The sequence below is a fragment of the Micromonospora sp. NPDC047738 genome (assembly GCF_040642675.1).
In the GTDB taxonomy this organism is placed as follows: domain Bacteria; phylum Actinomycetota; class Actinomycetes; order Mycobacteriales; family Micromonosporaceae; genus Micromonospora.
This window is the reverse complement of sequence record NZ_JBEYSO010000002.1, coordinates 1-21,127: the sequence shown is the minus strand read 5'-3', so window position 1 is coordinate 21,127 and position 21,127 is coordinate 1. Positions and strand designations below refer to the sequence as shown.

The following is a 21,127-nucleotide window of genomic DNA, read 5'->3' as shown; positions in this document are numbered from 1 at the left end:
CGACACCGCGATCCCCGGTCAGGCGGCGAGGAACTCCTCGACCGACCGGCGCAGGCCGGCCGCGTCCAGGCCGTGCCAGCGGTCGTGATCCTCGGGCGTGCCGTAGCGGCGCAGCTCCGACCGGCCCACCCCGAGAGCGAGCAACCGGTGCGGCCGGTCGGCCAGCGCCGCGCCGACCACCCGCGCCGAGGTGCCGGCCAGGTACGGCTCGACCAGGATCACCTCGGTGCCGGCAAGGGCCCGCAGCCCCGCCGTGTCGAACGGCCGCGGCCGATGGGTGTACGCCACGGTGACCGGCCGGTCGGCGACTGCCGCGAGGGCCTGGTCGAGCAGCGGCCCGACCGCCACCAGCAGCGGCGCACCCGGTCCCGCGTCGCGGACCACCCGCAGGTCACCCGCCTCCGGGTACGCCCGCGCGTTGCTCTGGGTGGACAACCGCACGTACGCCGAATCCGACCCGCACACCACGCCGCGCAGCAGCCCCGGCACCTCGTCCCGGTGGCCGGGCACGTGGACCGTCCAGTCGTGCAGGGTGTCGATCAGCGCGACGTCCGCCGGGCTCAGGTGGGTGCGGCCCGCCGTCGCCCGGTCGTACGACGCGCCGACGCTGACCAGCACCGCCCCGACCCCCTGGTGGTCGAGGTCCAGCTTGATCTGCTCGTACGCCCGCTCGATGAGGAACGGCGCGTAGCTGTGCACGATCGGGCGCTGACCGGTCAGCGCGAGGCCACCCGCCACGCCCACCATGAGCTGCTCCCGGATGCCGACGTTGATGACCCGGTCCGGGTGGCGTTCGGCGGCCGGGGCGAACGCCGCGGCGGAGATGTCGGCCAGCACGATGGTGGTCCGGGGGTCGTCCAGGAAGGCGGTGGCCGTGGCCACGAAGGTGTCGCGCATGATCACTCCCCGTCGGTGACGACCGCGACGACGACGTGCGGCCGGTGGTTGTCGTGCCCGGTGAGGGCGGTGTGCAGGGCCTCGTGGTCCCGGCCGGCCACCGTCGCGGCGCTCCACCCGTTGACGGTGAACCGGCTCGCCGCGCCGCCCGGCCAGCCGTGACTTGCCGATCGGTTGTCCAGCACGATCGCGGTCAGGTTGGCCAGCCCCGTCGCCCCGGCGTACGCGATCGCCTCGTGGTTGGAGCCCTCGTCCAGTTCGGCGTCGCCGAGCAGCACGTACACCCGGGGGTCGAACCGGCCCTGGGCCCGCAGCCCGAGCGCGGTGCCCACACCCAGGCCGAGCCCGTGCCCGAGCGACCCGGACCCGATCTCCACGCCGGGCACCAGGAGCCGGTCCGGATGGTCGCCGAGGCGGCTGTCCGGCCCGCCCTGGTCGTCCAGCCACTCGAGCGGGATGAAGCCCTTCGCGGCGAGCAGCGCGTAGTAGCCGGCGACGGCGTGCCCCTTGGACAGCAGGAAGCGGTCCCGGTCGGGGTCGTCGACGGTCTCCGGGGTGATCCGGAGCACCCGGTCGTAGAGCACCTGAAGCACGTCCAGCGTCGAGTACACGTTCGCGCCGAACTCGCGCCCGGCGCGGACCCGGTCGAGCAGCGCCCGCAGCACGGCGGGGTCGGTGGCGGTCGTCGTCGTCATGCCGCTAGCCTCGGAGTTGAAGCGCACTTCAACTCAAGGCCCTGTGATGCACGAAGCACTCACCATCGGACAGCTCGCCGCCCGCAGCGGGGTGGCCCCTTCCGCGCTGCGCTACTACGAGCGGCTCGGGCTGATCCGGTCCCAGCGCACCGGCGGCAACCAGCGCCGGTACGCCCGCACCGAGCTGCGTCGGGTGGCGTTCATCCGGATCTCGCAGCAGGTGGGTGTCTCGCTGGAAGAGATCCGGGAGGCGCTCGACTCCCTGCCGTCGTCGCGTACGCCCACCCCGGACGACTGGGCCGCCCTCTCCCGCAGCTGGCGGGACCGGCTGGACGAGAAGATCCGGCTGCTCGGCAAGCTCCGCGACGACCTGGACGGCTGCATCGGCTGTGGCTGCCTGTCGCTGCAGCGCTGCACCCTCTACAACCCCGCTGACTCGCTGGCCGCCGAGGGCCCGGGCGCGCGGCTCATGCTGCCCCGCCCCGACTCGGACCCGGCGCCGGCCTGACCGGTCACCGGACCAGCAGCACCTTGCCCAGGTGGTCGCTCGTCTCCAGCAGGCGGTGCGCGTCGGCGGCGTCGGCCAGCTTCGCCCGGGCGTGCACCACCGGCCGGACCGCCCCGGACTCGACCAGCGGCCACACCTGTTCGCGTACCCCCCGGACGATCCCCGCCTTCTCGTCCAGCGGGCGGGAGCGCAGCGCCGTCGCGTGGACCGAACCGCGTTTCGCCAGCAGCATTCCCAGGTCCAGCTCGCCCTTGCGGCCGCCCTGCATGCCGATCACCACCAGCCGACCACCGGTGGCCAGCGCCGCCACGTTCCGCGGCAGGTACGCGGCACCCATGATGTCCAGGATCACGTCCGCGCCCCGCCCGTCGGTGACCCGGCGGACCTCCTCGACGAAGTCCTGCTCCCGGTAGTCGATCGCGTGCGCGGCGCCCAGCTCGCGCAGCCGGTCGTGCTTGCCCGACCGGGCGGTCACCACCACCGTGGCGCCGAGCGCCACGCCGAGCTGGATGGCGAAGGTGCCGATCCCGCTGCCCCCGCCGTGCACCAGGAGCGTCTCGCCCTCGGCCAGCCGGGCGAGCTGGACAACGTTCGACCAGACCGTGCAGGCCACCTCGGGCAGCGCGGCCGCGTCGACCAGGTCGACGCCGCGCGGGACCGGCAGCAGCTGCCCGGCCGGCACGGCCACCCGTTCGGCGTACCCGCCGCCGGCCAGCAGCGCACAGACCTCGTCGCCGACCGCCCAGCCGGTCACGCCCGGGCCGAGCGCGGCGACCATCCCGGAGCACTCCAGCCCCGGGTACGCCGGCGCGCCCGGCGGCGGCGGGTACTGCCCCTGCCGTTGCAGCAGGTCGGCGCGGTTCACCGCGCTCGCCGACACCTCGACGACCACCTCGCCGGGGCCGGGCTCCGGATCGGGCACCTCCGACCAGACGAGGGCCTCGGGTCCGCCGGGTTTCGGGATCGTGATCGCGTGCATGGCCCAGTCTTACCCGATCCGACCGTCCGTCCACGCCCGAGTCAGGATCTCGTCCACCGTCTCCGCCGGGGTCTGCTCCGAGGTGTCCAGCCAGAGCCCGATCCGGGGCGTCTCGGCGCGGAACCCGGCGTCGAAGTCGGCGACCGGCCAGTCCCCATACCCCTGCTTGGGCCGGTCCCGCTCGCGGGCGGCGACCACCTCGGCGTGCGGCGCGAGCACCACCACCGCGAGCGGCCGGTGCCGGATCCGTTCGACCATGGCCGACAGTTCGGCGCCGACCACGATGTCCTGGAGCACGACGGTGAAGCCCTCGGCGGCGTACCGGTCCGCCGCCGTGGCGGCCAGGTCGTAGCGGAGCCGGAGCTGCCGCCACGCCTCGTCCGAGAGCTGCGCGGTCATCTCCGCGCGCCCGTTCACCACCATCCGCCGGAACACGTCACCGCGCAGGTGCACCGAGCGGGGCAGCCGCCGGGCCAGCAGTTCGGCCACAGTCGACTTGCCCGCCGCCATGATTCCGGTGATCAGCACCACCGCCGGGGTTTCCCACACGGGGCCATCCTGCCAGCGAGGGTGGGACGGCGGCTCGCCCGCGGTGCGGTCCGTGGCAGACTAGGCACGGTCGCGCGCCCCGTGGGGGACGTGTCCGGGAGGGTTCGCCTAGTGGCCGATGGCGCTGGTCTTGAAAACCGGTAAGGGCAGCGATGTCCTTCGTGGGTTCGAATCCCACACCCTCCGCAACCCGGGTCCCCCGTCGCGTCCTCGCGCACGGCGGGCGCTCGCGGGGTATGAAGGGGCGCAGGAACTCGCGCACCCGGAAGGATCCTCTCGATGACCCTGGAACGACCGATCGCCCCGGACCCGTACGAGCTGCTGCCGACGGTACCGTCGTTCACGCTGACCAGTGACGACGTGCGTAACGGCGAGCCGATGAACGTGCGGTACGCGCACGGCAGCGTCGGCGGCGAGAACGTCTCCCCGCACCTGGCCTGGTCGGGCTTCCCGGACGAGACCAGGAGCTTCGTGGTGACCTGCTTCGACCCGGACGCCCCGACCGGCAGCGGCTTCTGGCACTGGGTGCTGGTGAACCTGCCCGCCTCGGTCACCGAGCTGCCCACCGGCGTCAAGGAGAGCGAATTCGGCGCCGCCTTCAGCGTCCGCAGCGACTACGGCGACACCGGCTACGGCGGCGCCGCCCCGCCGGCCGGCGACCGCCCGCACCGCTACGTCTTCGCGGTGCACGCGGTGGACGTGGATCAGCTCGACGTCGGCCCCACCGCCAGCCCGGCCTACGTCGGCTTCAACCTGGCGTTCCACACCCTGGCCCGGGCGGTCATCCGTCCGACGTACCAGATCGCGGAGTGACTGTCCACGAGCCGTGACAGGGCACGGGCCCCGCCGACGCGGGGCCCGTGCCCGTAGCAGCGTCAGCCCGGTACCCGGGCGACCGCGAAGACGGACTGGCCGAAGGGCGGGCGCAGCCGCTGCTCCGCCGCCTTGGTGGCGGGGAGGACCAGGCTGTCGTAGATCTTCACCATCGGGCCCTCCTTCGGCATCAGCCGGAAGACCTTGGTGGCCATGAAGTAGCCGATGAGGCCGAGCGCGTTGGCGTAGTGGATCTTTTCCACGGTGAGCCCGGCCTCGGTCATCGCCGCCGCGAGCGTCTGCTTCGTGTAGCGCCGGACGTGACCGGTGGCGATGTCCGCCGGGCTCATCGCGAACTGGAAGGCCGGCACGATGATGATCACCGCGCCGCCGGGCCGGACCAGGTCGCGCATGCTGCGCAGCGCGCCCACGTGGTCCTCGATGTGCTCCAGCACGTTGTACGACACGGCCGCGCTGTAGTCGCCCCGCTCGGAGTGCGGCAGCAGCATCTGCCGTACCTCGATGGTGGGGTGCTCGGCCAGCCGCTCCTTGAGCCGGACCAGCCGGTCCGGGTCCGCCTCGGTGGCGGTGAGTCGGGGCAGGTGCGCGGACCACTCCAGGGCGTAGTCGCCCAGCCCGCTGCCGATCTCGATGGGGTTGTCACCCAGGTGGGGCACCGCCAGCTCGACGAACCATCTCCGGTGGTTGACCGCGGTCGCCAGGCCTTCGAGCACCTCCGACTGGACGCGTTGATCCCCAGTGATATCTGCCATGCGTCGATTCCTCACGATATGACTGACCCGCGCCTGGACCGACAGAGTCAACCATCCCGATGGATGGTGCGGGAATCGGGGTACCGGGAGTGGCCGAATTGTGGTCGGGGGTGGGCACGTGATCGGCGGTCGGCGAACTCGGCACATAGTACGCCAGTACCCAGAAACATGCACGGCCACCGCGATTCCCTGACTACGCTCTGAATTGTCATGACTACTCCTGAATCGGACGCCGCCTCCGGTGGCGCTGGCGAGGACGGGCCCGACGAGGGCGGACGGCCGGCGCGGGGCAGGTGGGTCGACGCCGCCGCCGTGCTCAGTTTCGTGCTGCTCGCGTTCTGGGTGACCGCCCGGTTCTGGCTGAACCCGGCGCACGGGGTGCGGGACAACCGCACCGATCAGGCGCAGTTCGAGTGGATGATGGCGCACGGTGCCCGGGTGGTGACGGATTTTGTCTACCCGTTCACCTCGGACCGGATGAATGTGCCGGACGGTGTCAATTTGATGGCAAATACGTCGGTATTATCGGTTTCATTGCCAATGACGCCGATCACCTCGCTGTTCGGACCGCGTACGTCATTTCTGGTCTTTCTCACCGTCGGCCTGCTCGCCACCGGTGTGGCCTGGTATTTCGTCCTGTCCCGAGTGCTGATCGGGGCCCGGGGGCCGGCCTGGCTCGGGGCCGGCTTCTGCGCCTTCGCGCCGGCGATGGTCTCGCACGCCAACGCCCACCCCAACATCGTCAGCCAGTTCGTGGTGCCGCTGATCATCTGGCGGACGCTGCGGCTGACCGACCCGGGCCGCTGGCTGCGCAACGGCGTGCTGCTCGGCCTGGTAATCGTCTGGCAGGCCTTCCTCAACCTGGAGATCCTGCTGATGACGGCGATCGGGCTCGGGGTGGTGGTGGTCGCGCTCGCCCTCGGCCGGCCACACCTGCGCCGGTCGGCCCGGACCTTCTGGGCCGGGCTCGGAGTCGCCGCCGCCGTCGCCGTGGTGCTGCTGGCGTACCCGCTGTACGTGCAGTTCTTCGGACCCGGGGCCTACGAGGGGCTGTCCCGGCTGATCCGCGGCTACCGCACCGACCTCGCCTCGTTCGTCGCCTGGTCCCGGGAGTCAATCGCCGGGGACGCCCGGACCAGCGCCCGGCTGGTGAAGAACGCCACCGAGGAGAACGCGTTCTTCGGCTGGCCGCTCGCCGTCCTGGTGGTCGCGCTGGTGTGGTGGCTGCGGCGCAACGTCGTGGTGCTCGGCCTGGCCGCCGTCGGAGTGATCTTCGCGGCCTTCTCCCTCGGCCGGGAGGTCCGCTTCGACGGGCGGGACACCGGCATCCCCGGGCCGTGGGCCGTGCTGGAGAAGCTGCCGGTGCTGCACTCGGTGGTGCCCACCCGCTGGTCGCTGGCGCTCACCCCGATCGTCGGGATCCTGCTCGCGCTCGGCGCGGACCACGTCCGGCGGGTGGCTCGGCGACACCCGGCCGCCCGCCCGCAGATCCGGTTCGCCACGGCCACCGTGCTGACCATGGCGCTGCTGCCGATCCTGCCCACCCCGCTCCCCTCGGTACGCCTCAACCCGACACCCGACTTCGTCACCACCGGCGCCTGGCGGCCCTACGTGGCCGGCGGGCACAGCGTCGTCACGCTGCCGCTGCCCGACACCGACTACGCCGACCCGCTGCGCTGGTCCGCCGAGACCCGGCTGGGCATGCCGCTGGCCCGTGGGTACTTCCTCTACCCGGACACCCGCCCCGACGGCCACCGGGTGGCCCTGTTCAGCGCTCCGCCCCGCCCCACCAGCAGCTTCTTCACCACGATCCGGCGTACGGACGGAGTGCCGCCGATCAGCCCGGCGGACCGGATGGCCGCGCTGGAGGACCTGCGCTACTGGCGGGCGGGGGCGGTGATCCTCGACCCCCGGCTGCGGCAGGCCGACGCGTTGCGCGAGGGGATGATCGCGCTGACCGGGATCCAGCCGGTGTCCACCGGCGGGGTGTGGCTCTGGGACGTCCGCCCGCTGGTCGACTGACACCGCCTCGGCGGCGGCCGGTGTGCGGGTCAGGAGGGGCGAACGCAGCAGCCCTGGCAGATCTTCGGCCGGGGCAGGGTGAAGGCCAGGCAGCAGGTACGCCGCTGCACGGTCGGCTCCCCACCCGGGCCGGGCACCAGCTCGACCAGGTCGCCCAGGCCGAGCGCGTCCAGCAGCGTCCCGATGCTCTCGGTCGAGGAGCCGGGCAGCGCGTCCGAGGCGCGCAGCACGCCGTGCGCGATGCCGGAGGCGACCGAGCCGAGCAGCGTACGGGTGCCGATCCGGACCTCGGCCTGGATGGCCGCGATCAGCGGGGCGAAATGGGCGTCGAGCAGCGAGGCGCGCAGCGCGTCGAGCAGCGCGGCCTCGTCGGCGACCACCCGTACGTGCGGGGCGCCGGCCAGCGCCAGCGGATCGCTCGGCAGCACGGCGATCGTGGTCGAGCTGCGCAGGCCCAGGGTGAGCAGCTGGTGGTGGTCCTCGAAGTGGATCAGCACGTCGGCCGGGTCCAGCAGCGGCACCCGCCGCGCCGAGGCCCAGCCGAGCACCACCGGCAGCGCGGTCCAGTAGGTGTACGACTTCCAGGCCACCGCGGCGCAGGCGTGCGGGGTGCCGCCCCAGCGCCGGGCCGCGGCGTGCAGGAATTCCGGCAGCAGGGTGCCGTCGACCAGCCGGCTGGCCGGGGCCCAGCGAGCCACGTCCTCGGTGACCAGCAGGCCGGGCGCGAGCCCGGGCAGGTCGTCGGTGCCGAACATGGCGCGCAGGGCCGCGGTGACCGGGGCGAGCGGCGTGGCGGCGTCGCGCCTCGGCATCACCGCTGTCACCTGATCCGCCCCTGTCTGCTCGCGCACCGGCCGGCGCGTCTCGTCGGCCCGAACTAAGGCTAGCCTAACCACAGCTACCGCTCGGGGGAAAGTCGCATCGAGGGGTGGCGGGAGAGGTCCCGGTCACTCCGCCGGCCTGCTTCGGCCACTCCGGCTCGGCGTTTCTGACGCCACGCCGCGACCTGGAGCAGTCGCGTTGTACCCGCCAGGGTCGGGGGAAAACGCCACGGGGCCGGCCGGCGGACCGCGCAAGCATCGACGGGAGCCGCTGGATTGTCAAGGTGAGTGTCGAATACGAGGCAGTTTCCGTACACGTTTGGCCACCCAACGTGAAAATGGTCTTCCCGCGTCCGAGGAAGCCGATGACGACCTCACCCATCGAGCGTGCCGCCGACTCGTTCGCGGCCGAGCTCGCCCGGCACCGCACCGGCCGAGGGCTGTCCAAGAAGCAGTTGGCCACCCTGATGGGCTTCGACCCGTCGTACGTCAGCCACGTCGAGGGGCGCCGGCACCGGCCCACCGAGGACTTCGCCCGCCGGGCCGAGGCCGTCCTGGAGGCCAGCGGCGCGATCTGGCAGCGCTTCCGGGAGTACGACGAGCTGCGGCACGGCCGCTCCGGCGGGACGCACCGGGACCAGCCCGCCCCCGGACAGTGGCTGCCCCCCGGCACGGGCCTGGTGGTCGAGCGGGAGTCAGCCACCCTCACCCACACCGGCGAGAGCTACCACTGCGCGATCCGACGTGAGCTCTACAACGCGGGCACCGAACCGGTCACCCGCTACCTGGTCCGGGTCGCCGTCGACCGCTACCCCAACGACCCGGGCCGCTCCAACCGGCACCACCGGGAGCACCCGCTCACCTTCGCCGAGCTGCAGCTGCAGGCCTACCGGGACGACGGCGGCGCGCGGGAGCCGATGCACTGGCGGGCGAAGCACGACCGCGACGCGTTCAAGGAGATCTGGCTGCTCTTCGAGAACGACGAGGGCCGCTTCCCGCTCTACCCCGGCGACCGGGTCACCATCGAGTACGCGTACCAGGTCGGTCGGGACAAGTGGGGCCCGTGGTTTCAACGCGCCGTCCGCCTGCCCACCCGGCACCTCGCCGTCCGGCTCGACCTCCCCGCCGAGCTCGACCCGAAGGTGTGGGGAATGGAGACCTCCCTCTCCGCCGAGGAGGGGCCGCTGCGTACCCCCATCCAGCGGCGTGACGACGGCGGCCGGGCACGCTACGACTGGGCCACCGAAGACCCGCCGCTGAACGCCCGCTACCGGATGCAGTGGCGGTTCCGCAGCGAGCCCTCGGACACCGAGCCCGACGCTCCCCACGGCCGGGTACGCGCCAGCGACCGGATGCGCGCCCTCGGCATCGTGCAGCGTGGCGAAGACCTGCTCCGGCAGCCCGTCCGCCAGTTCGACCTGCCCCGCGACGAACGCGCCGCCCGGGACGTCGTCGACCGGCTCTCCGCCGTCCTGGTCCGCCTCGACGAGCTGCACCCGTTCAGCAAGGGTGTCGGCATCGCCGCCCCGCAGCTCGGGCTCGGCTGGGCCGCCGCGCTGGTCCGCCCCGCCGACCGGGCGGCCGAGCCGGTCGTCCTGCTCAACCCGCGGGTGGTCGACACCGCGTCCGAGACCGACGAGCAGTACGAGGGCTGCCTCTCCTTCTTCGATCACCGGGGGCTGGTGCCCCGGCCGCTGCGGATCGACGTGGAACACGCCCAGTGGGACGGCAGCCGGATCATCACGTCCTTCGAGTACGCCATGGCGCGGCTGGTCGCCCACGAGATCGACCACCTGGACGGGCGCCTCTACGTCGACCGGATGGCCCCCGGTGTGCCGCTGGTGCCGGTCGAGGAATACCGGGAGACCGGCAACCCCTGGCGCTACTGACGCCCCGAACGCCGGGAGAATCCGGTACGCGGGCCGGTTGCCGGCCCGGCCCGCGTACCGGCGATCGGGGACCGGGTCGCGTGCCCCAGGGGGCAGGGGCACGCGACCCGGCTTGGGGGGAGAAACGCCTACAGGTTGCCGAACGTGTCGTACCGGATGTGCTCCGGCGGAACGTCGTCCGCGGCGAGCGCGCGCAGGGTGGCCCGGACCATCGCCGCCGAGCCGGAGACGTAGCAGTCGTGGGTCGTCCACGGGCCGTACCGGGTGACCACCTCGGAGATGTCGCCCACTTCGCCGTCGAAGTCCGGATCCGCGCTGCACGCCGGGGTCACCGACAGCCACGGATGCGCGGCCACCAGTTCCTCCAGGCCCGGCAGGCCGTACAGCTCCTCCGGCCGGCGCGTCCCGTAGAAGATGTGCACCCAGCGGGTCCGGTTGAACCCGGTCAGCTCCTCCACCAGCGCCTTGATCGGGGCCAGCCCCACCCCGCCGGCCACGCAGAGGATGTCCCGGGTGGACGACCGGTCCAGGGTCATCGAACCCATCGGGGCGGCCACCCGCAGCAGGTCACCCGGCTTGGTCCGGCGGACCAGCGCCCCCGACAACCACCCCGCCGCGCCGGCCGGCGTCCGCACGTGGAACTCGAGCACGTTGTCGTCGTTCGGGGCGTTCGCCACCGAGTACGTCCGCCACACGCGGGGGTGGTAGCGGGGCGCCTCGACGCTGACGTACTGGCCGGCCTGCCAGCGCAGCGGCTGCTGGAGAGCGCGGACGGTCAGCACCGCGGTGTCCGGGCCGTACCGCTCGTGGGTGAGCACCTCGGCGTGCCAGAACGGCGGGTTCTCGTCCGCCGCCGCCCCGGCCAGCATCTTCTCCGAGATGCTCGCGTACGCCTCCCGCCACGCCTGGTCGTACTCCAGGTTCCAGCCGTCCCCGGCGGTGCTGCGCAGCGCGTCCAGCAGGGCGACCCCCATGGTCTCGTAGTGCGCGGCCTCGACGTGGTACTTCCGGTGGTCCCGGCCCAGCGCCCGCAGGCATTCGTCGAAGCTCTCCGGGTCGCCCACCGTCTGGGTGGCGGTGACGATCGCCTCCAGGATCCGGTCGCCCTGCCCGTTCATCTGCACCGGGAAGAGCTTGCGCAGCTCCGGGTCGAGGAGGAACAGCCGGGCGTAGAAGTGACCGCTCAGCCGTTCCCGGTTCTCCTCGACCAGGGTCCAGCTCTCCTTCAGCAGCCGCGCGAAGTTCTCCACGGGGGGCGCTCCTTCTTCTGACGGCGGATCGGGCCCCCATAGAATCTCCACGCAGCGTGTACGCCGGTCGCACAGAATGTGCGACCGGCTCACCCGGGTCGCGCGAGGCCGCGCCGTCCTGGTCATGCCCGGACAGGTGCCGGCCCGCCCGCGCGTGCGGCACAGTGGTCGGGTGACGGTTGACGAGCTGACCCGGCCAGTGTCCCGCCGGACCCTGAGCACCGAGGCGCTGCTGGTGCTCGGCCTCTCCCTCGGGCAGTCGGCGGTGTACGCGCTGGTCTCGCTGATCGCCAAGCTGACCGCCACGGGCGGGCTCGCGAAGCAGACCGCGGCGCTGAACACCTCCGCGTCGGCCCGGCCGTACCTCGACCTGACGTACCAGCTCCTCGGCATCTTCTTCGCGCTGCTGCCGGTGCTGCTCGCCGTACATCTGCTGGCCCGTGACCCCGGCGACCCGGCCCGGACGCTCGGGGTGGACCTGACCCGGCCCGGCGCCGACCTGGCCCGGGGGGCGGCGCTGGCGGCGCTCATCGGCCTGCCCGGGCTGGCGCTGGTCTGGGCGGCCGCGCAGCTCGGCATCAACGCCACCCTGGTCCCGGCCGCCCTGCCGCACCTCTGGTGGGCGGTGCCGGTGTTGATCCTTGCCGCCGTGCAGAACGCCGTGCTGGAAGAGGTGATCGTGGTCGGCTACCTGGTCACCCGGCTGCGGCAGCTCGGCTGGCGGCTCGGGGCGGTCATCGCGGCGAGCGCCCTGCTGCGCGGCTCCTACCACCTCTACCAGGGCTTCGGCGCGTTCCTCGGCAACGCCGTGATGGGCGTGGTGTTCAGCCTCTTCTTCCTGCGCACCCGGCGGGTGGCCCCGCTGATCGTCGCGCACACCCTGCTCGACGTGGTCGCCTTCGTCGGGTATGCGCTGCTGCCGAAGTCCTGGTTCGGCTGGCTCTGACCGCCCTGGCGCCGTCGGCGGCCCCCGCCGCGTCCACTGGTTGCGGCAGCTCGGGTTGTCCCCGCCTGCTGATCGCCGATACGGCCGTGGGTGGGCATCCCGGCGAACCTGGCCTCCCCCCGGCGGCGACGCGGTCAGCGGCGGCGAGTTGGCCGGTAGAGGCTGACGGCACGGGCGGCCAACCGCTCGGCGGCGGCCGAGTCGCCCGCCGCGGCAGCGAGCGGCGCCGCCCCCGGCAACAGCCGCGACGCCACCCGCAGTCCCAGCCACCCGCCCGCCTGCGCGGCCAACGGCGTGGCCAGCCGCCACGCCGCCTCGGCGGCCCGCGGCCACGGGCCGTCCGCCGGCGCGCCCGCCGACGTCACCGCGGCCAGCGCCGCGCGGGCGGTGCCGGCGTCCGGGTGTACCTGGGTCAGCACCAGCAGCTCGATCACCCGGTCCGGGTGCCCGGGGTCGCGGCCGTAGACCGCCGCCAGGTGCAGCACCAGGTTGGCCTGGGACCACAGCACCGCCGCCAGCTCGGCCACCGGCGCGAGGAGCCCGGCGCCCGCCGCGAGCGCCCCACCCGCCCCGGCCAGCCGGACGAACCGCCGGGTCGCCAACCGGGCCAGCCCGTCGGCGTCCGCGTCCGGGTACCTGTCCCGGGTCCGCTCGACCCAGGCGCCGGCGCGGGGCCCGAGGGCCTCCACCGCGGCGCGGGCCAGCAGCTCCGGCGCGAAGCCGGGGTGGTCGAGCAGGCGCGCGCCCATCGCCCGCCAGCTCACTTCAGGGGTACGCCCCGACTCCGGCTCGTCCCCGGCGAGCGGATCCGGGGTCGCCGCGGTGATCTTCTCCGGCGGCGGAGCAGCGGCAGGCGTCGGGTCTTCGCCGGCCGTCCTCCTCGCCGGCCCGGTCTCCTTCGCCGCCGGGGGCGCCTTCTTGGCAGTCTTCGCGGCCTTCTTCTGCGGTCCGGTCCGAGCCGGCGGTTGGTCTTCCGCCCGCGCGGTCCCGGCCGGAGCCGTGCCCGCTGTCCGCGCTTCGGTGACGCCAGCCACATCGGTCGGCCTGCCCGGTTCGACGGTCCGGGAGGCAGCCGGCGGGCTGGCCGCTGCCGTCCCGTCCGTTTCGGTGGCCCCGTCGTCGGTGCCGCTCGGCGCGCTGCCCGGTCCCGACACGTCCGCCTGAGCGACCGTGACGCCGGCCGCGCCGGCTGGTCCGATCGGCTCCGCCCCGCCGGCCTGCGCCGGTGCTGCCGCCGGATCCGCTTCCGTCTCGGCGGCCCGCTTCCGGGCGGCCGGGGTGGCCTTCTTCGCCGTGGCCGCCTTCCTGGTCGTGGTGTCCTTCTTTGCCGGCGGGGTCGCTTTCCCGGTCGTGGTGGCCTTCTTTGCCGGCGAGGTTGCCTTCCGGGCCGGGGTACGGCGGGTCGGCATCGGGGCCGCCTCACCTGCCGGAGCGGCATCGGCCGGGTTCGTCGCCCGGCCGTCGGCCGGTTCGGCCGACCCGCCGTCCGCCGGGTCCGTCCTTCGGCCGTCCGTCGGGTCTGGCGTCCCGCCGTCGGCCGGGGGCGCCCCACGCCCGGCCGCGCTGTCCCGCGTACTCGAGGTCGGGCCATCTTCTGCGGACGGGCGGGGGCGGGGCGCGGCGGCCGATGCCTCCGGCCTGCCGTCGGGACCGCCGGCGCGCGACGCGGTGGCGGCCGGGTCGGGCGGCTGGAAGATCACGATCGGAGCGACCTTCGCCCGCCGTGCGCGGGGCGGTGGCCCGGAGCTGGCTCCGGCACCGCCCGTGGACGGTTCGGAGGTCGGGGGCGGGGTGAAGGTCGGTTTCGCGGAGCGGCTTCGCCGGGCGTCGACGGCTGGCTCGCGACGGGGCGGATCGCTCGGCGGCTGCTCCTGCATATCGATGGAGCCTAGTCCGGAGCGTGACGTCGCACACGGGGGAAACGCAGCGGACGGGCCCTTCCCGGTAGTCGCTTTGCCCCGGGCGGGTGTGGGCCTGTATCCTCGGGCGCGGTGGTCTCCGGGCCACCGGGGAGACTTCGCCTAGTCTGGTCTATGGCGCCGCACTGCTAATGCGGTTGGGGTTTTAAAGCCCCTCCCGGGTTCGAATCCCGGAGTCTCCGCGCGAAAGCCGGGTGTGTAGACTGGCCGAGCAACAAGCGCCCGTAGCTCAACGGATAGAGCATCTGACTACGGATCAGAAGGTTAGGGGTTCGAGTCCCTTCGGGCGCGCAGCGGTTGAGCAGGGAAAACGCCCTTCTGGCGATCGAAAATGATCGACCAGAGGGGCTTTTTCGTGCATCCATGGATGCACGCCCCGCCGCTGAGGATGCTTGACTGCAACGGAGAGTCGCCGCGGCAATGGTTGGCGATGGTCGACCTACCTTGGCGGCTAGTTCGGGCGCCACCGCCGACTCGACCCCTGCCCTAGCATCGTCGGGATGGCAACGCGGCTCGTTCAAATCAACATGAAGGCTCGGAACGACTCCGCGCTGGGCGGTTTCTGGGCGGAGGCGCTCGGCTGGAGAGTCTCCAGCGAGGGACCCGGCGTGACCAACCTCGAACCCGAGGGCTTCGTCTACCCCGACCCCGTCGCCGTCTGCATCGACCTCATCGCCTCCCCGGAATCCAAGACGGTGAAGAACCGCGTGCACGTCGACCTCGCCACCACCTCGGCGGCCCATCAGGCGGAGGTGGTCACGCGCCTGAAGGCTCTCGGCGCAACACCCGCCGACGTAGGCCAGGGCGACGTGCCATGGACGGTCATGGCCGACCCAGAGGGCAACGAGTTCTGCGTGCTGGACCCCCGACCGCTCTACCGAGACACCGGACCGATCGCCGCGGTAGTGGTCGACTGCGCGGATCCGCGAGCCATGGCCCGCTTCTGGGGCAAGGCCATGGACTGGACCCTGCACGAGGTGACCGACCACAACGCGGTACTGCGCTCCGCCAAGGGCGTCGGCCCATATCTGCAGTTCATCCGCACACCCGACGTGAAGACCGTGTGGAACCGTGTCCATCTCGACGTCCGCCCATATCCAGGTGACGACCTGGAGGCCGAGGCGGCCAGACTGCGGACTATCGGCGCCACCGCCATCGACCTGGATGTCCCGTGGACGGTCCTCGCCGACCCGGAGGGCAACGAGTTCTGCCTCCTTGCCCCAGGCTGACCCAAACCCTCGTCATCCGCGCACTACGGCAGCCGGACTTGCGACGCGCCCTGGGCCGAAGGTGCGAGAAGCGACCGTGGAATCTGCAAAGCGGGCGCGCGGGCCCGGCCCCGGCCTGGCGGCTTCCGCCCGGCACCGGCCGGCCCACGAGCGGTCAGTTCGGCTGCCCGAGGAGGAAATCCCGCTTCAGCGTTTGCCGCCACGCTCAGATGCGGGTGCGGCGTACGGCTCCGTCACAGCCGCTCCGGGGTCCGGATGCCCAGCAGATACAGCCCCTGCCGGAGCACCCGCGCGGTCAGGTCGCAGAGCAGCAGCCGGCTCTCCCGCAGCTCACCACCGGCCCGCAGCACGGGGCAGCGCTCGTAGAAGGCGCTGAACGCCGCCGCCAGCCGGTACAGGTACGCGGCCAGTTGGTGGAAGTCCAGACTCCGCGCCACCTCGGCGACCACCCCGGAGAAGCCGAGCAGCTCGATGGCGAGGGCCCGCTCGGCCGGCTCGACCAGCGAGACCGCCGCGTCCGGCCGGGCTGACGTTCCGGCCCGCCGGAAGATCGACCGGATCCGGGAGTACGCGTACTGCAGGTACGGTGCGGTGTTCCCGTCCAGCGAGAGCATCCGTTCCCAGTCCAGCACGTAGTCCTTGTGCCGGTCGCTCGACAGGTCGGCGTACTTGATCGCGCCGATGCCGACGGCCCTGCCCACCTCGGCCGCCTCGGCCTCGCCCAGGTCCGGGTTGCGCTCCCGGGCCAGCGCGGTGGCCCGGGCCACCGCCTCCTCCAGCAGGGCGACCAGCTTCACCGATTCACCGGACCGGCTGCGCAGCATCCGCCCGTCCGGGCCGAGGATCGACCCGAACCCCACATGCTCGGCGCGGGCCGGCGGGACCAGCCAGCCGGCCTGCGCCGCGGCCGCATACACCAGCTCGAAGTGCCGGCGCTGCGGCAGGCCCACCACGTAGAGCAGCCGGGTCGCCCCCAGCGACCCGGTCCGGTGCCGGATCGCAGCCAGGTCGGTCGCCGGGTAGCCGTATCCACCGTCGGACTTGCGCACGATCAGCGGCAGCGGCTCACCGTCCCGGCCGGCGAAGCCCGGCGGGAAGACGCAGGCGGCGCCGTCGCTCTCCCGCAGCAGCCCGGCCCGGTCCAGGTCCGCCACCACCGGGGCGAGCAGGTCGTTGTAGCTGCTCTCGCCCTGGAAGTCCCGCGCGGTCAGGGTCACGTCGAGCAGCTCGTACACGGCGAGGAAGTAGCGCTCGGACTGCTCGACCAGCAGCCGCCACAGCCGCAGCGTCGCCTCGTCGCCGCCCTGCAGCGCCACCACCCGCTGCCGGGACCGCTCCCGGAACGCCTCCTCCGCGTCGAACTTGGCCCGGGCCGCCTTGTAGAACTCGTCCAGGTCGCCCATGGACAGCTCCTGTGCCGCCTCGGCCTCGCCCAGGTCGGCCAGGTGCTCGATCAGCATGCCGAACGGCGTACCCCAGTCGCCCAGGTGGTTGGCCCGGACCACCCGGTGGCCCAGCCACTCCAACAGCCGGGCCGCCGCGTCGCCGATCACCGTCGACCGCAGGTGCCCGACGTGCATCTCCTTGGCCACGTTCGGCCCGGAGTAGTCGACCACCACGGTCTCCGGCTCGGCCGCCACCGGCACGCCGAGCCGGGGGTCGGTGGCCAGTGCGGCGACCAGGCCGCCCAGGGCACGGTCCGCAACGGTCAGGTTGAGGAAGCCCGGCCCGGACACCTCCGCCACGGCGCACAGGTCGCCGAGCTCCGCGCGGTCCAGCACCTCCGCCGCGATCGACCGCGGCGGCCGGCCGAGCCGCCGGGCCAGCGCCAACGCCGCGTCGGACTGGAAGTCCGCGCGCTGCGAGCGGCGCACCACCGGGTCCACCGGTAGGCCGGCCACCTTCTTGAACGCCGGCGCCAGCCGGTCGGTCAGCAGTTTCTCCAGATCCATGGGTACGCCGATCTCGCTTGGATCCGCCTCACGCGGATCTCCGGACGGGAATGCGGGCGGACCGAGGACGATCGGCGATGACCGGCGGCTCGATCCGCCGGTCGCAAGAGATGGTGCTCAGCGCAGGCGGTCGCGGGACCGCCGGCGTCGCAGCGCGCCGAGCTGGACGTCGGGGGACGTCGGCTGGTGGGCGTGCGCGCTGGTCATGTCAGCAGCCTAACCGGCCGGCCCGGGGGCGGCGCAAGCGCTCTTCTGGGCCGGTCGGCAGGTCGTACGCGAAAGCTCAGGCTGGCGTGGCGACGGCCTTGCGGTACCGCTCGGCCCGCCGCCGCACCTGGGTGTACGCGCTGGTCAACCCCATCGCCCGGCGGACCTCGACCAGGGTGCGGTGCACCTCGGCCCGGGTCCGCTCAGTGCCCTCGACGATCAGCTCGTCGACCCGGCCGCGGTCGGCCTCGAAGCGGGCCCGCCGCTCGCGGATCGGGTCGAGGAACCGGTTCAACGCGGTGACCAGTTGCTCCTTGACCTCGACGTCACCGACCCGGCCGGCCCGGTAGCGCGCCTTCAGGTCCTCGACCTTCGTCCGGTCCGGGTTGAACACGTCGTGGTACGCGAACACCGGGTTGCCCTCCACCGTCCCGGGCACGTCGGCGCGCACCCGGTTCGGGTCGGTGTACATCCCCATCACCTTGCGGCGGACGGTCGCCGGGTCGTCGGCGAGGCCGATCGCGTTCCCCTTGCTCTTGCTCATCTTCCCCTGGCCATCGGTGCCGACCAGGGCGGGCGTCTCCGACATGATCAGTTCCGGCACCGGGAAGACCTCGCCGTAGAGGTGGTTGAAGCGCCGGGCGATCTCCCGGGTCACCTCGACGTGCGCGGCGTTGTCCCGGCCCACCGGCACGACCTGCCCCTTCACACAGAGGATGTCGGCGGCCTGGAGGACGGGATAGCCGAGCAGGCCGTACGGCATCTCCTCCTTGCCGGCGTCCCGGGCCATCTCCTTGAGCGACGGGACGCGCTCCAACCGGGGCACGGTGATCAGGTTCTGGAGGAGGGTGTTCAGGTCCCCGACCTCGGGGATCGCCGACTGGAGGTAGAAGGTGGCGCGGTCCGGGTCGACGCCGGCGGCGAGGATGTCGGTGACCATCTCGCGGGCGTTGCCGGCCACCTGCTCGATGTCCTCACGGCTGTTCTTCGTGGTGAGCATGTGCAGGTCGGCGATGATGAAGAAGCTCTCGTACCGCTGGTGCAACTGCACCCGGTTGGCGATGCTGCCGACGTAGTGGCCCAGGTGCAGTTGCCCGGTCGGGCGGTCGCCGGTGAGCATCCGTGCTGCGGACATGGTGGTACGCCTTTCGTGCCGAGAGAACGGTGGAAGGACGCGCGGGCGCGCGGGAAGAGACCCAGGGCGGACCCGGATCAGTGGAGGCGGCTCGTCAGAGCGCGAACCGCCATCGCCCGCCGGCGCGGAACCGCAACCCACCGGCACGGAGTACGTCGAGGATCTGCTCCCGACCGTCGTCGACACGGGCCGGAAGAACTGGAGCAGCAGCCGCCGGGAGACCGTTCTCGGTCTCCAGGGCGAGGGTGCTCGGCCGGACCATGCCGACAGGTTAGCCGGTCGGCGGTGGTCCTCGCCGCCCCCGGCTGGCCGAGGTCACCGGATCACCCGGGTTCCGCTCAGCGCTCGCGGTAGCTCTCCGCGTAGTAGCTGCCGACCTGCTCCTGATACTCGGGGCGGCCGAAGTCGTCCGGCTCGAAGGCCGGCGAGTGCTTCACCTGCTCCCGGGTACGGTCCACGTGCACCGCGCGCGCCAGGTGGTCAACCCGGGCCACCGTGCCCACCGGCAGCAGCACCTTCCGGCCGAAGATCCACGGCCCGGTGTCCACCACGAGATAGCGGGCCCCGGCTTCCTCGCTCGCCTGGTCGACCGACCCGATCCGGCCGTCGGTCGCTTCCACCCGGTAACCGGTGAGGTCGATCGGGGTGCCCGGGCCGGGTGCGTCGGGACCGTCGGCGCCCGCCGACCGCTGCCGCGGCACGTCGTCCGGGCCGGTCTCGTCGTAGCCGCCGGCGAGCGCGGCCGGGTCCCGCCAACTCCACGGATTGAACGGCTGCATGGTCCACCTCCGCTGTCGTCGTCGACGGAAACTCTGCCCGCACGTTGAATCGCCGAAACATCAACGCAATTTTCGGTTCATCATTTCCGGCTTCTGCGAGATACCTCATAATCGGCGCCCATTCCCCGGGCAGCAGGCTTCTCCGCAGGTGGGGCCGGGTGAACCTGCCCGTCAGCACACCCGGAAAGGGCTCGGAGTGTTCGTCGGGCACATTCGGTCGGGCCGACCGTCCCGACGATTCTGGTCGCGCGTCCCCGGTGTCGAGGAAAGGAAGCGCAGATGCAGCGGGCAATTCGGCGAATCGGAATCGGGGCGGCCGCGGTGGCCGTACTGGTCGGGCTGGCCGGGACCGGGGCGCAGGCCGCCGTGGGCAACCCGTACACCGCCCAGGGGCTCTGTGGGCCCGGCTTCGTCAGCGTCGACCAGGACCCCATCCGGAACGCGACCACCGGTGAGCGGCTCGGCACCGTCCACCTGCTGCGCAACCCCTTCACCGGGTACGGGTGCACGGTCACCCTCAAGTCGGCGTACCTCGGAAGCCTCACCAGGACCCAGGTCTATCTGGACCCGGAGCTGATCCCCTCCTTCTCGGTCGACGACGGCAACCGGCTCTACGCCGCCGGCCCGGTCTACGGGTACGTCGGCACTGGTTGCGCGATCTGGGGCGGCGCCATGGCCGACGCCTCGGGCACCCTGCATCGCCACGACCGGGCGAACCCGGCCATCGGCGGTGCCGTCACCTGCTTCTGACGCCTGTCGTGGCGCGGACCCGTTCCAGGATGGCCGCCTGTCGGGTGGGGCGGGCCGGGTGCCCGCCCTCACCCAGCGCGGGCCGGCACGCAGCTGGTCCCCGCGCCGCAACGGGCCGCCGGCCATGGCGACGCTGGCATACTGGCCTGCCATGGTGCTGTCGCGTGGCTGGTCGCTGTTCCTGGTCGGGGTCGGGGTGTGGACCTGGGTGATCTGGCCGAGGTTCGCGGTCGCCATCTGGAAGGACCCGCGCTCCTGGTCGACCGGCACGATCGGCGAGGGCACCCCGACGAGCTTCCTCTGGGTGCACGCCCTGCTGATCGCGGCCTCGCTGGCGATCGGCACCACCGTGGGAGTGCTCGGCATCAGGGGCTGGCTCGCGGCTCGCCGGGGTCGTTCCACCGCCCGAAGCGCCAGTGCGGCTCGGGGTGTCACGCCCCGAACCCGGGTTGAGCAGGGAAGATAGTCCAACCGTGATGATGTGACGCGGGACGCCACCCGCGGATTTGACGATCAAAGCCGAAGACGCGTAACTTTCTCTCTGCCAGCGCGGAACGGACGAAAAAGGGCGAAAGTCCTGGAGGCCGGGGCGCAGGAACGACGACCAGGCTTGGATGGCTGACACCATCGGACCTGGACCGGGCGGGGCTCGCCGGAAACGCCGTAGGGCGGATTTGGTGGAGCGGAAGCGACCGGGTAAGGTTGTCGACCGGCAGGGCACCGGGCGAGTTCGCGGTCACCGCGACGGCCGGCCTGCCAAATCCGATGATCGAGCGCAGCGGTTCGTCGCTGTGCGAGTTCAGCGGTGCCAACCCGTACGAAGCACGACAGACCGGGACACACGGTTTGACACGGCGGAGACGGTGAGGTAACGTAGTAAAAGTGCCCGGCGCGAGAGCGGCGGTCGCGGTGAACGAAATGCCCCGGACAGGGTCCTGTGGATTGCAGGGTTGCTGGATGGTGTGTGGTTGTTCTTTGAGAACTCAACAGGGTGTTTGATAAGCCAGTGCCAAA

General features: G+C 72.4%; 20 protein-coding genes and 3 tRNA genes. 11 read left to right on the top strand and 12 right to left on the bottom strand.

Features of this window, described 5'->3' with window-relative positions; genetic code table 11:
- Positions 1-18: 18 nt before the first annotated feature.
- Both ABZ783_RS03405 and ABZ783_RS03400 read right to left on the bottom strand, forming a co-directional pair.
- A complete protein-coding gene (locus tag ABZ783_RS03405) occupies positions 19-897 on the bottom strand; it encodes a transketolase (RefSeq protein ID WP_357434322.1) in 879 nt (292 codons plus the stop codon).
- 2 nt (positions 898-899) lie between these two features.
- Positions 900-1,592, bottom strand: coding sequence for a transketolase (locus ABZ783_RS03400; RefSeq protein WP_357434321.1), 693 nt, complete (start codon positions 1,590-1,592; stop codon positions 900-902).
- Between the two features lie 46 nt (positions 1,593-1,638).
- Here ABZ783_RS03400 and soxR point away from each other — a divergent pair, with 46 nt between their 5' ends.
- Positions 1,639-2,100: a redox-sensitive transcriptional activator SoxR gene (gene soxR, locus ABZ783_RS03395; RefSeq protein ID WP_357434320.1), complete on the top strand. Its 462-nt coding sequence runs from the start codon at positions 1,639-1,641 to the stop codon at positions 2,098-2,100.
- Between the two features lie 4 nt (positions 2,101-2,104).
- Here soxR and ABZ783_RS03390 read toward each other — a convergent pair whose 3' ends face one another.
- Both ABZ783_RS03390 and ABZ783_RS03385 read right to left on the bottom strand, forming a co-directional pair.
- Entirely contained in the window at positions 2,105-3,079 is a 975-nt protein-coding gene (locus tag ABZ783_RS03390; protein WP_357434319.1) for an NAD(P)H-quinone oxidoreductase, read from the bottom strand.
- Positions 3,080-3,088: 9 nt separating this feature from the next.
- Positions 3,089-3,628, bottom strand: coding sequence for an AAA family ATPase (locus ABZ783_RS03385; protein ID WP_357434318.1), 540 nt, complete (start codon positions 3,626-3,628; stop codon positions 3,089-3,091).
- Between the two features lie 97 nt (positions 3,629-3,725).
- Between ABZ783_RS03385 and ABZ783_RS03380 the strand changes: the two genes are divergently transcribed.
- Positions 3,726-3,814: transfer RNA gene (locus tag ABZ783_RS03380), tRNA-Ser, on the top strand.
- Between the two features lie 93 nt (positions 3,815-3,907).
- Positions 3,908-4,441: a YbhB/YbcL family Raf kinase inhibitor-like protein gene (locus ABZ783_RS03375; RefSeq protein ID WP_357434317.1), complete on the top strand. Its 534-nt coding sequence runs from the start codon at positions 3,908-3,910 to the stop codon at positions 4,439-4,441.
- A 62-nt stretch (positions 4,442-4,503) separates the two neighbouring features.
- Here the strand turns inward: ABZ783_RS03375 and ABZ783_RS03370 are convergent, their stop codons facing one another.
- Entirely contained in the window at positions 4,504-5,214 is a 711-nt protein-coding gene (locus tag ABZ783_RS03370; protein WP_357434316.1) for a class I SAM-dependent methyltransferase, read from the bottom strand.
- A gap of 210 nt (positions 5,215-5,424) precedes the next feature.
- Here ABZ783_RS03370 and ABZ783_RS03365 point away from each other — a divergent pair, with 210 nt between their 5' ends.
- A complete protein-coding gene (locus ABZ783_RS03365) occupies positions 5,425-7,236 on the top strand; it encodes a hypothetical protein (RefSeq protein WP_357434315.1) in 1,812 nt (603 codons plus the stop codon).
- Positions 7,237-7,265: 29 nt separating this feature from the next.
- Here the strand turns inward: ABZ783_RS03365 and ABZ783_RS03360 are convergent, their stop codons facing one another.
- Positions 7,266-8,048 carry a hypothetical protein gene (locus ABZ783_RS03360; protein WP_357434314.1) on the bottom strand — a complete coding sequence of 261 codons (783 nt, stop codon included), beginning with the start codon at positions 8,046-8,048 and terminating at the stop codon, positions 7,266-7,268.
- Between the two features lie 374 nt (positions 8,049-8,422).
- Between ABZ783_RS03360 and ABZ783_RS03355 the strand changes: the two genes are divergently transcribed.
- Positions 8,423-9,946, top strand: a complete 1,524-nt coding sequence (locus ABZ783_RS03355) for a peptide deformylase (protein WP_357434313.1) — start codon at positions 8,423-8,425, stop codon at positions 9,944-9,946.
- 128 nt (positions 9,947-10,074) lie between these two features.
- Here the strand turns inward: ABZ783_RS03355 and ABZ783_RS03350 are convergent, their stop codons facing one another.
- Positions 10,075-11,196 (bottom strand): globin domain-containing protein, encoded by a 1,122-nt coding sequence (locus tag ABZ783_RS03350; RefSeq protein WP_357434312.1) that lies wholly within the window; start codon positions 11,194-11,196, stop codon positions 10,075-10,077.
- A 172-nt stretch (positions 11,197-11,368) separates the two neighbouring features.
- Here ABZ783_RS03350 and ABZ783_RS03345 point away from each other — a divergent pair, with 172 nt between their 5' ends.
- Positions 11,369-12,142, top strand: a complete 774-nt coding sequence (locus ABZ783_RS03345; protein WP_357434311.1) for a CPBP family intramembrane glutamic endopeptidase — start codon at positions 11,369-11,371, stop codon at positions 12,140-12,142.
- A 134-nt stretch (positions 12,143-12,276) separates the two neighbouring features.
- On the opposite strand, the gene ABZ783_RS03340 is transcribed toward ABZ783_RS03345, so the two are convergent.
- Positions 12,277-13,551, bottom strand: coding sequence for a hypothetical protein (locus tag ABZ783_RS03340; RefSeq protein WP_357434310.1), 1,275 nt, complete (start codon positions 13,549-13,551; stop codon positions 12,277-12,279).
- Between the two features lie 601 nt (positions 13,552-14,152).
- Here ABZ783_RS03340 and ABZ783_RS03335 point away from each other — a divergent pair.
- The 3 genes from ABZ783_RS03335 to ABZ783_RS03325 all read left to right on the top strand — a co-directional run bounded on the left by ABZ783_RS03335 (position 14,153) and on the right by ABZ783_RS03325 (position 15,290).
- A tRNA-Ser gene (locus tag ABZ783_RS03335) sits at positions 14,153-14,243 on the top strand.
- Positions 14,244-14,279: 36 nt separating this feature from the next.
- A tRNA-Arg gene (locus tag ABZ783_RS03330) sits at positions 14,280-14,352 on the top strand.
- 209 nt (positions 14,353-14,561) lie between these two features.
- A complete protein-coding gene (locus ABZ783_RS03325) occupies positions 14,562-15,290 on the top strand; it encodes a VOC family protein (RefSeq protein ID WP_357434309.1) in 729 nt (242 codons plus the stop codon).
- Positions 15,291-15,523: 233 nt separating this feature from the next.
- Here ABZ783_RS03325 and argS read toward each other — a convergent pair whose 3' ends face one another.
- The 4 genes from argS to ABZ783_RS03305 form a co-directional block, all read right to left on the bottom strand.
- A complete protein-coding gene (gene argS, locus ABZ783_RS03320) occupies positions 15,524-17,242 on the bottom strand; it encodes an arginine--tRNA ligase (protein WP_357434308.1) in 1,719 nt (572 codons plus the stop codon).
- A 283-nt stretch (positions 17,243-17,525) separates the two neighbouring features.
- Positions 17,526-18,584, bottom strand: coding sequence for a tryptophan--tRNA ligase (gene trpS / locus ABZ783_RS03315; protein ID WP_357434307.1), 1,059 nt, complete (start codon positions 18,582-18,584; stop codon positions 17,526-17,528).
- A gap of 94 nt (positions 18,585-18,678) precedes the next feature.
- Positions 18,679-18,846, bottom strand: coding sequence for a hypothetical protein (locus ABZ783_RS03310; RefSeq protein ID WP_357434306.1), 168 nt, complete (start codon positions 18,844-18,846; stop codon positions 18,679-18,681).
- Positions 18,847-18,922: 76 nt separating this feature from the next.
- A complete protein-coding gene (locus tag ABZ783_RS03305; RefSeq protein ID WP_357434305.1) occupies positions 18,923-19,363 on the bottom strand; it encodes a PRC-barrel domain-containing protein in 441 nt (146 codons plus the stop codon).
- A gap of 279 nt (positions 19,364-19,642) precedes the next feature.
- Here ABZ783_RS03305 and ABZ783_RS03300 point away from each other — a divergent pair, with 279 nt between their 5' ends.
- Positions 19,643-20,113 carry a hypothetical protein gene (locus ABZ783_RS03300; RefSeq protein WP_357434304.1) on the top strand — a complete coding sequence of 157 codons (471 nt, stop codon included), beginning with the start codon at positions 19,643-19,645 and terminating at the stop codon, positions 20,111-20,113.
- 151 nt (positions 20,114-20,264) lie between these two features.
- Positions 20,265-20,579, top strand: coding sequence for a hypothetical protein (locus ABZ783_RS03295; RefSeq protein WP_357434303.1), 315 nt, complete (start codon positions 20,265-20,267; stop codon positions 20,577-20,579).
- Positions 20,580-21,127 lie beyond the last annotated feature (548 nt).

Bases quoted from the DNA above. Each gene is read 5' to 3' on its own strand.
- ABZ783_RS03355 (WP_357434313.1), top strand. From the start codon at position 8,423: ATGACGACCTCACCCATCGAGCGTGCCGCCGACTCGTTCGCGGCCGAG.
- ABZ783_RS03310 (WP_357434306.1), bottom strand. From the start codon at position 18,846: ATGGTCCGGCCGAGCACCCTCGCCCTGGAGACCGAGAACGGTCTCCCG.
- ABZ783_RS03360 (WP_357434314.1), bottom strand. From the start codon at position 8,048: ATGCCGAGGCGCGACGCCGCCACGCCGCTCGCCCCGGTCACCGCGGCC.
- argS (WP_357434308.1), bottom strand. From the start codon at position 17,242: ATGGATCTGGAGAAACTGCTGACCGACCGGCTGGCGCCGGCGTTCAAG.
- ABZ783_RS03375 (WP_357434317.1), top strand. From the start codon at position 3,908: ATGACCCTGGAACGACCGATCGCCCCGGACCCGTACGAGCTGCTGCCG.
- ABZ783_RS03340 (WP_357434310.1), bottom strand. From the start codon at position 13,551: ATGCCGACCCGCCGTACCCCGGCCCGGAAGGCAACCTCGCCGGCAAAG.
- ABZ783_RS03295 (WP_357434303.1), top strand. From the start codon at position 20,265: ATGGTGCTGTCGCGTGGCTGGTCGCTGTTCCTGGTCGGGGTCGGGGTG.
- ABZ783_RS03390 (WP_357434319.1), bottom strand. From the start codon at position 3,079: ATGCACGCGATCACGATCCCGAAACCCGGCGGACCCGAGGCCCTCGTC.
- trpS (WP_357434307.1), bottom strand. From the start codon at position 18,584: ATGTCCGCAGCACGGATGCTCACCGGCGACCGCCCGACCGGGCAACTG.
- ABZ783_RS03305 (WP_357434305.1), bottom strand. From the start codon at position 19,363: ATGCAGCCGTTCAATCCGTGGAGTTGGCGGGACCCGGCCGCGCTCGCC.
- ABZ783_RS03400 (WP_357434321.1), bottom strand. From the start codon at position 1,592: ATGACGACGACGACCGCCACCGACCCCGCCGTGCTGCGGGCGCTGCTC.
- ABZ783_RS03325 (WP_357434309.1), top strand. From the start codon at position 14,562: ATGGCAACGCGGCTCGTTCAAATCAACATGAAGGCTCGGAACGACTCC.
- ABZ783_RS03405 (WP_357434322.1), bottom strand. From the start codon at position 897: ATGCGCGACACCTTCGTGGCCACGGCCACCGCCTTCCTGGACGACCCC.
- ABZ783_RS03300 (WP_357434304.1), top strand. From the start codon at position 19,643: ATGCAGCGGGCAATTCGGCGAATCGGAATCGGGGCGGCCGCGGTGGCC.
- soxR (WP_357434320.1), top strand. From the start codon at position 1,639: ATGCACGAAGCACTCACCATCGGACAGCTCGCCGCCCGCAGCGGGGTG.
- ABZ783_RS03370 (WP_357434316.1), bottom strand. From the start codon at position 5,214: ATGGCAGATATCACTGGGGATCAACGCGTCCAGTCGGAGGTGCTCGAA.
- ABZ783_RS03365 (WP_357434315.1), top strand. From the start codon at position 5,425: ATGACTACTCCTGAATCGGACGCCGCCTCCGGTGGCGCTGGCGAGGAC.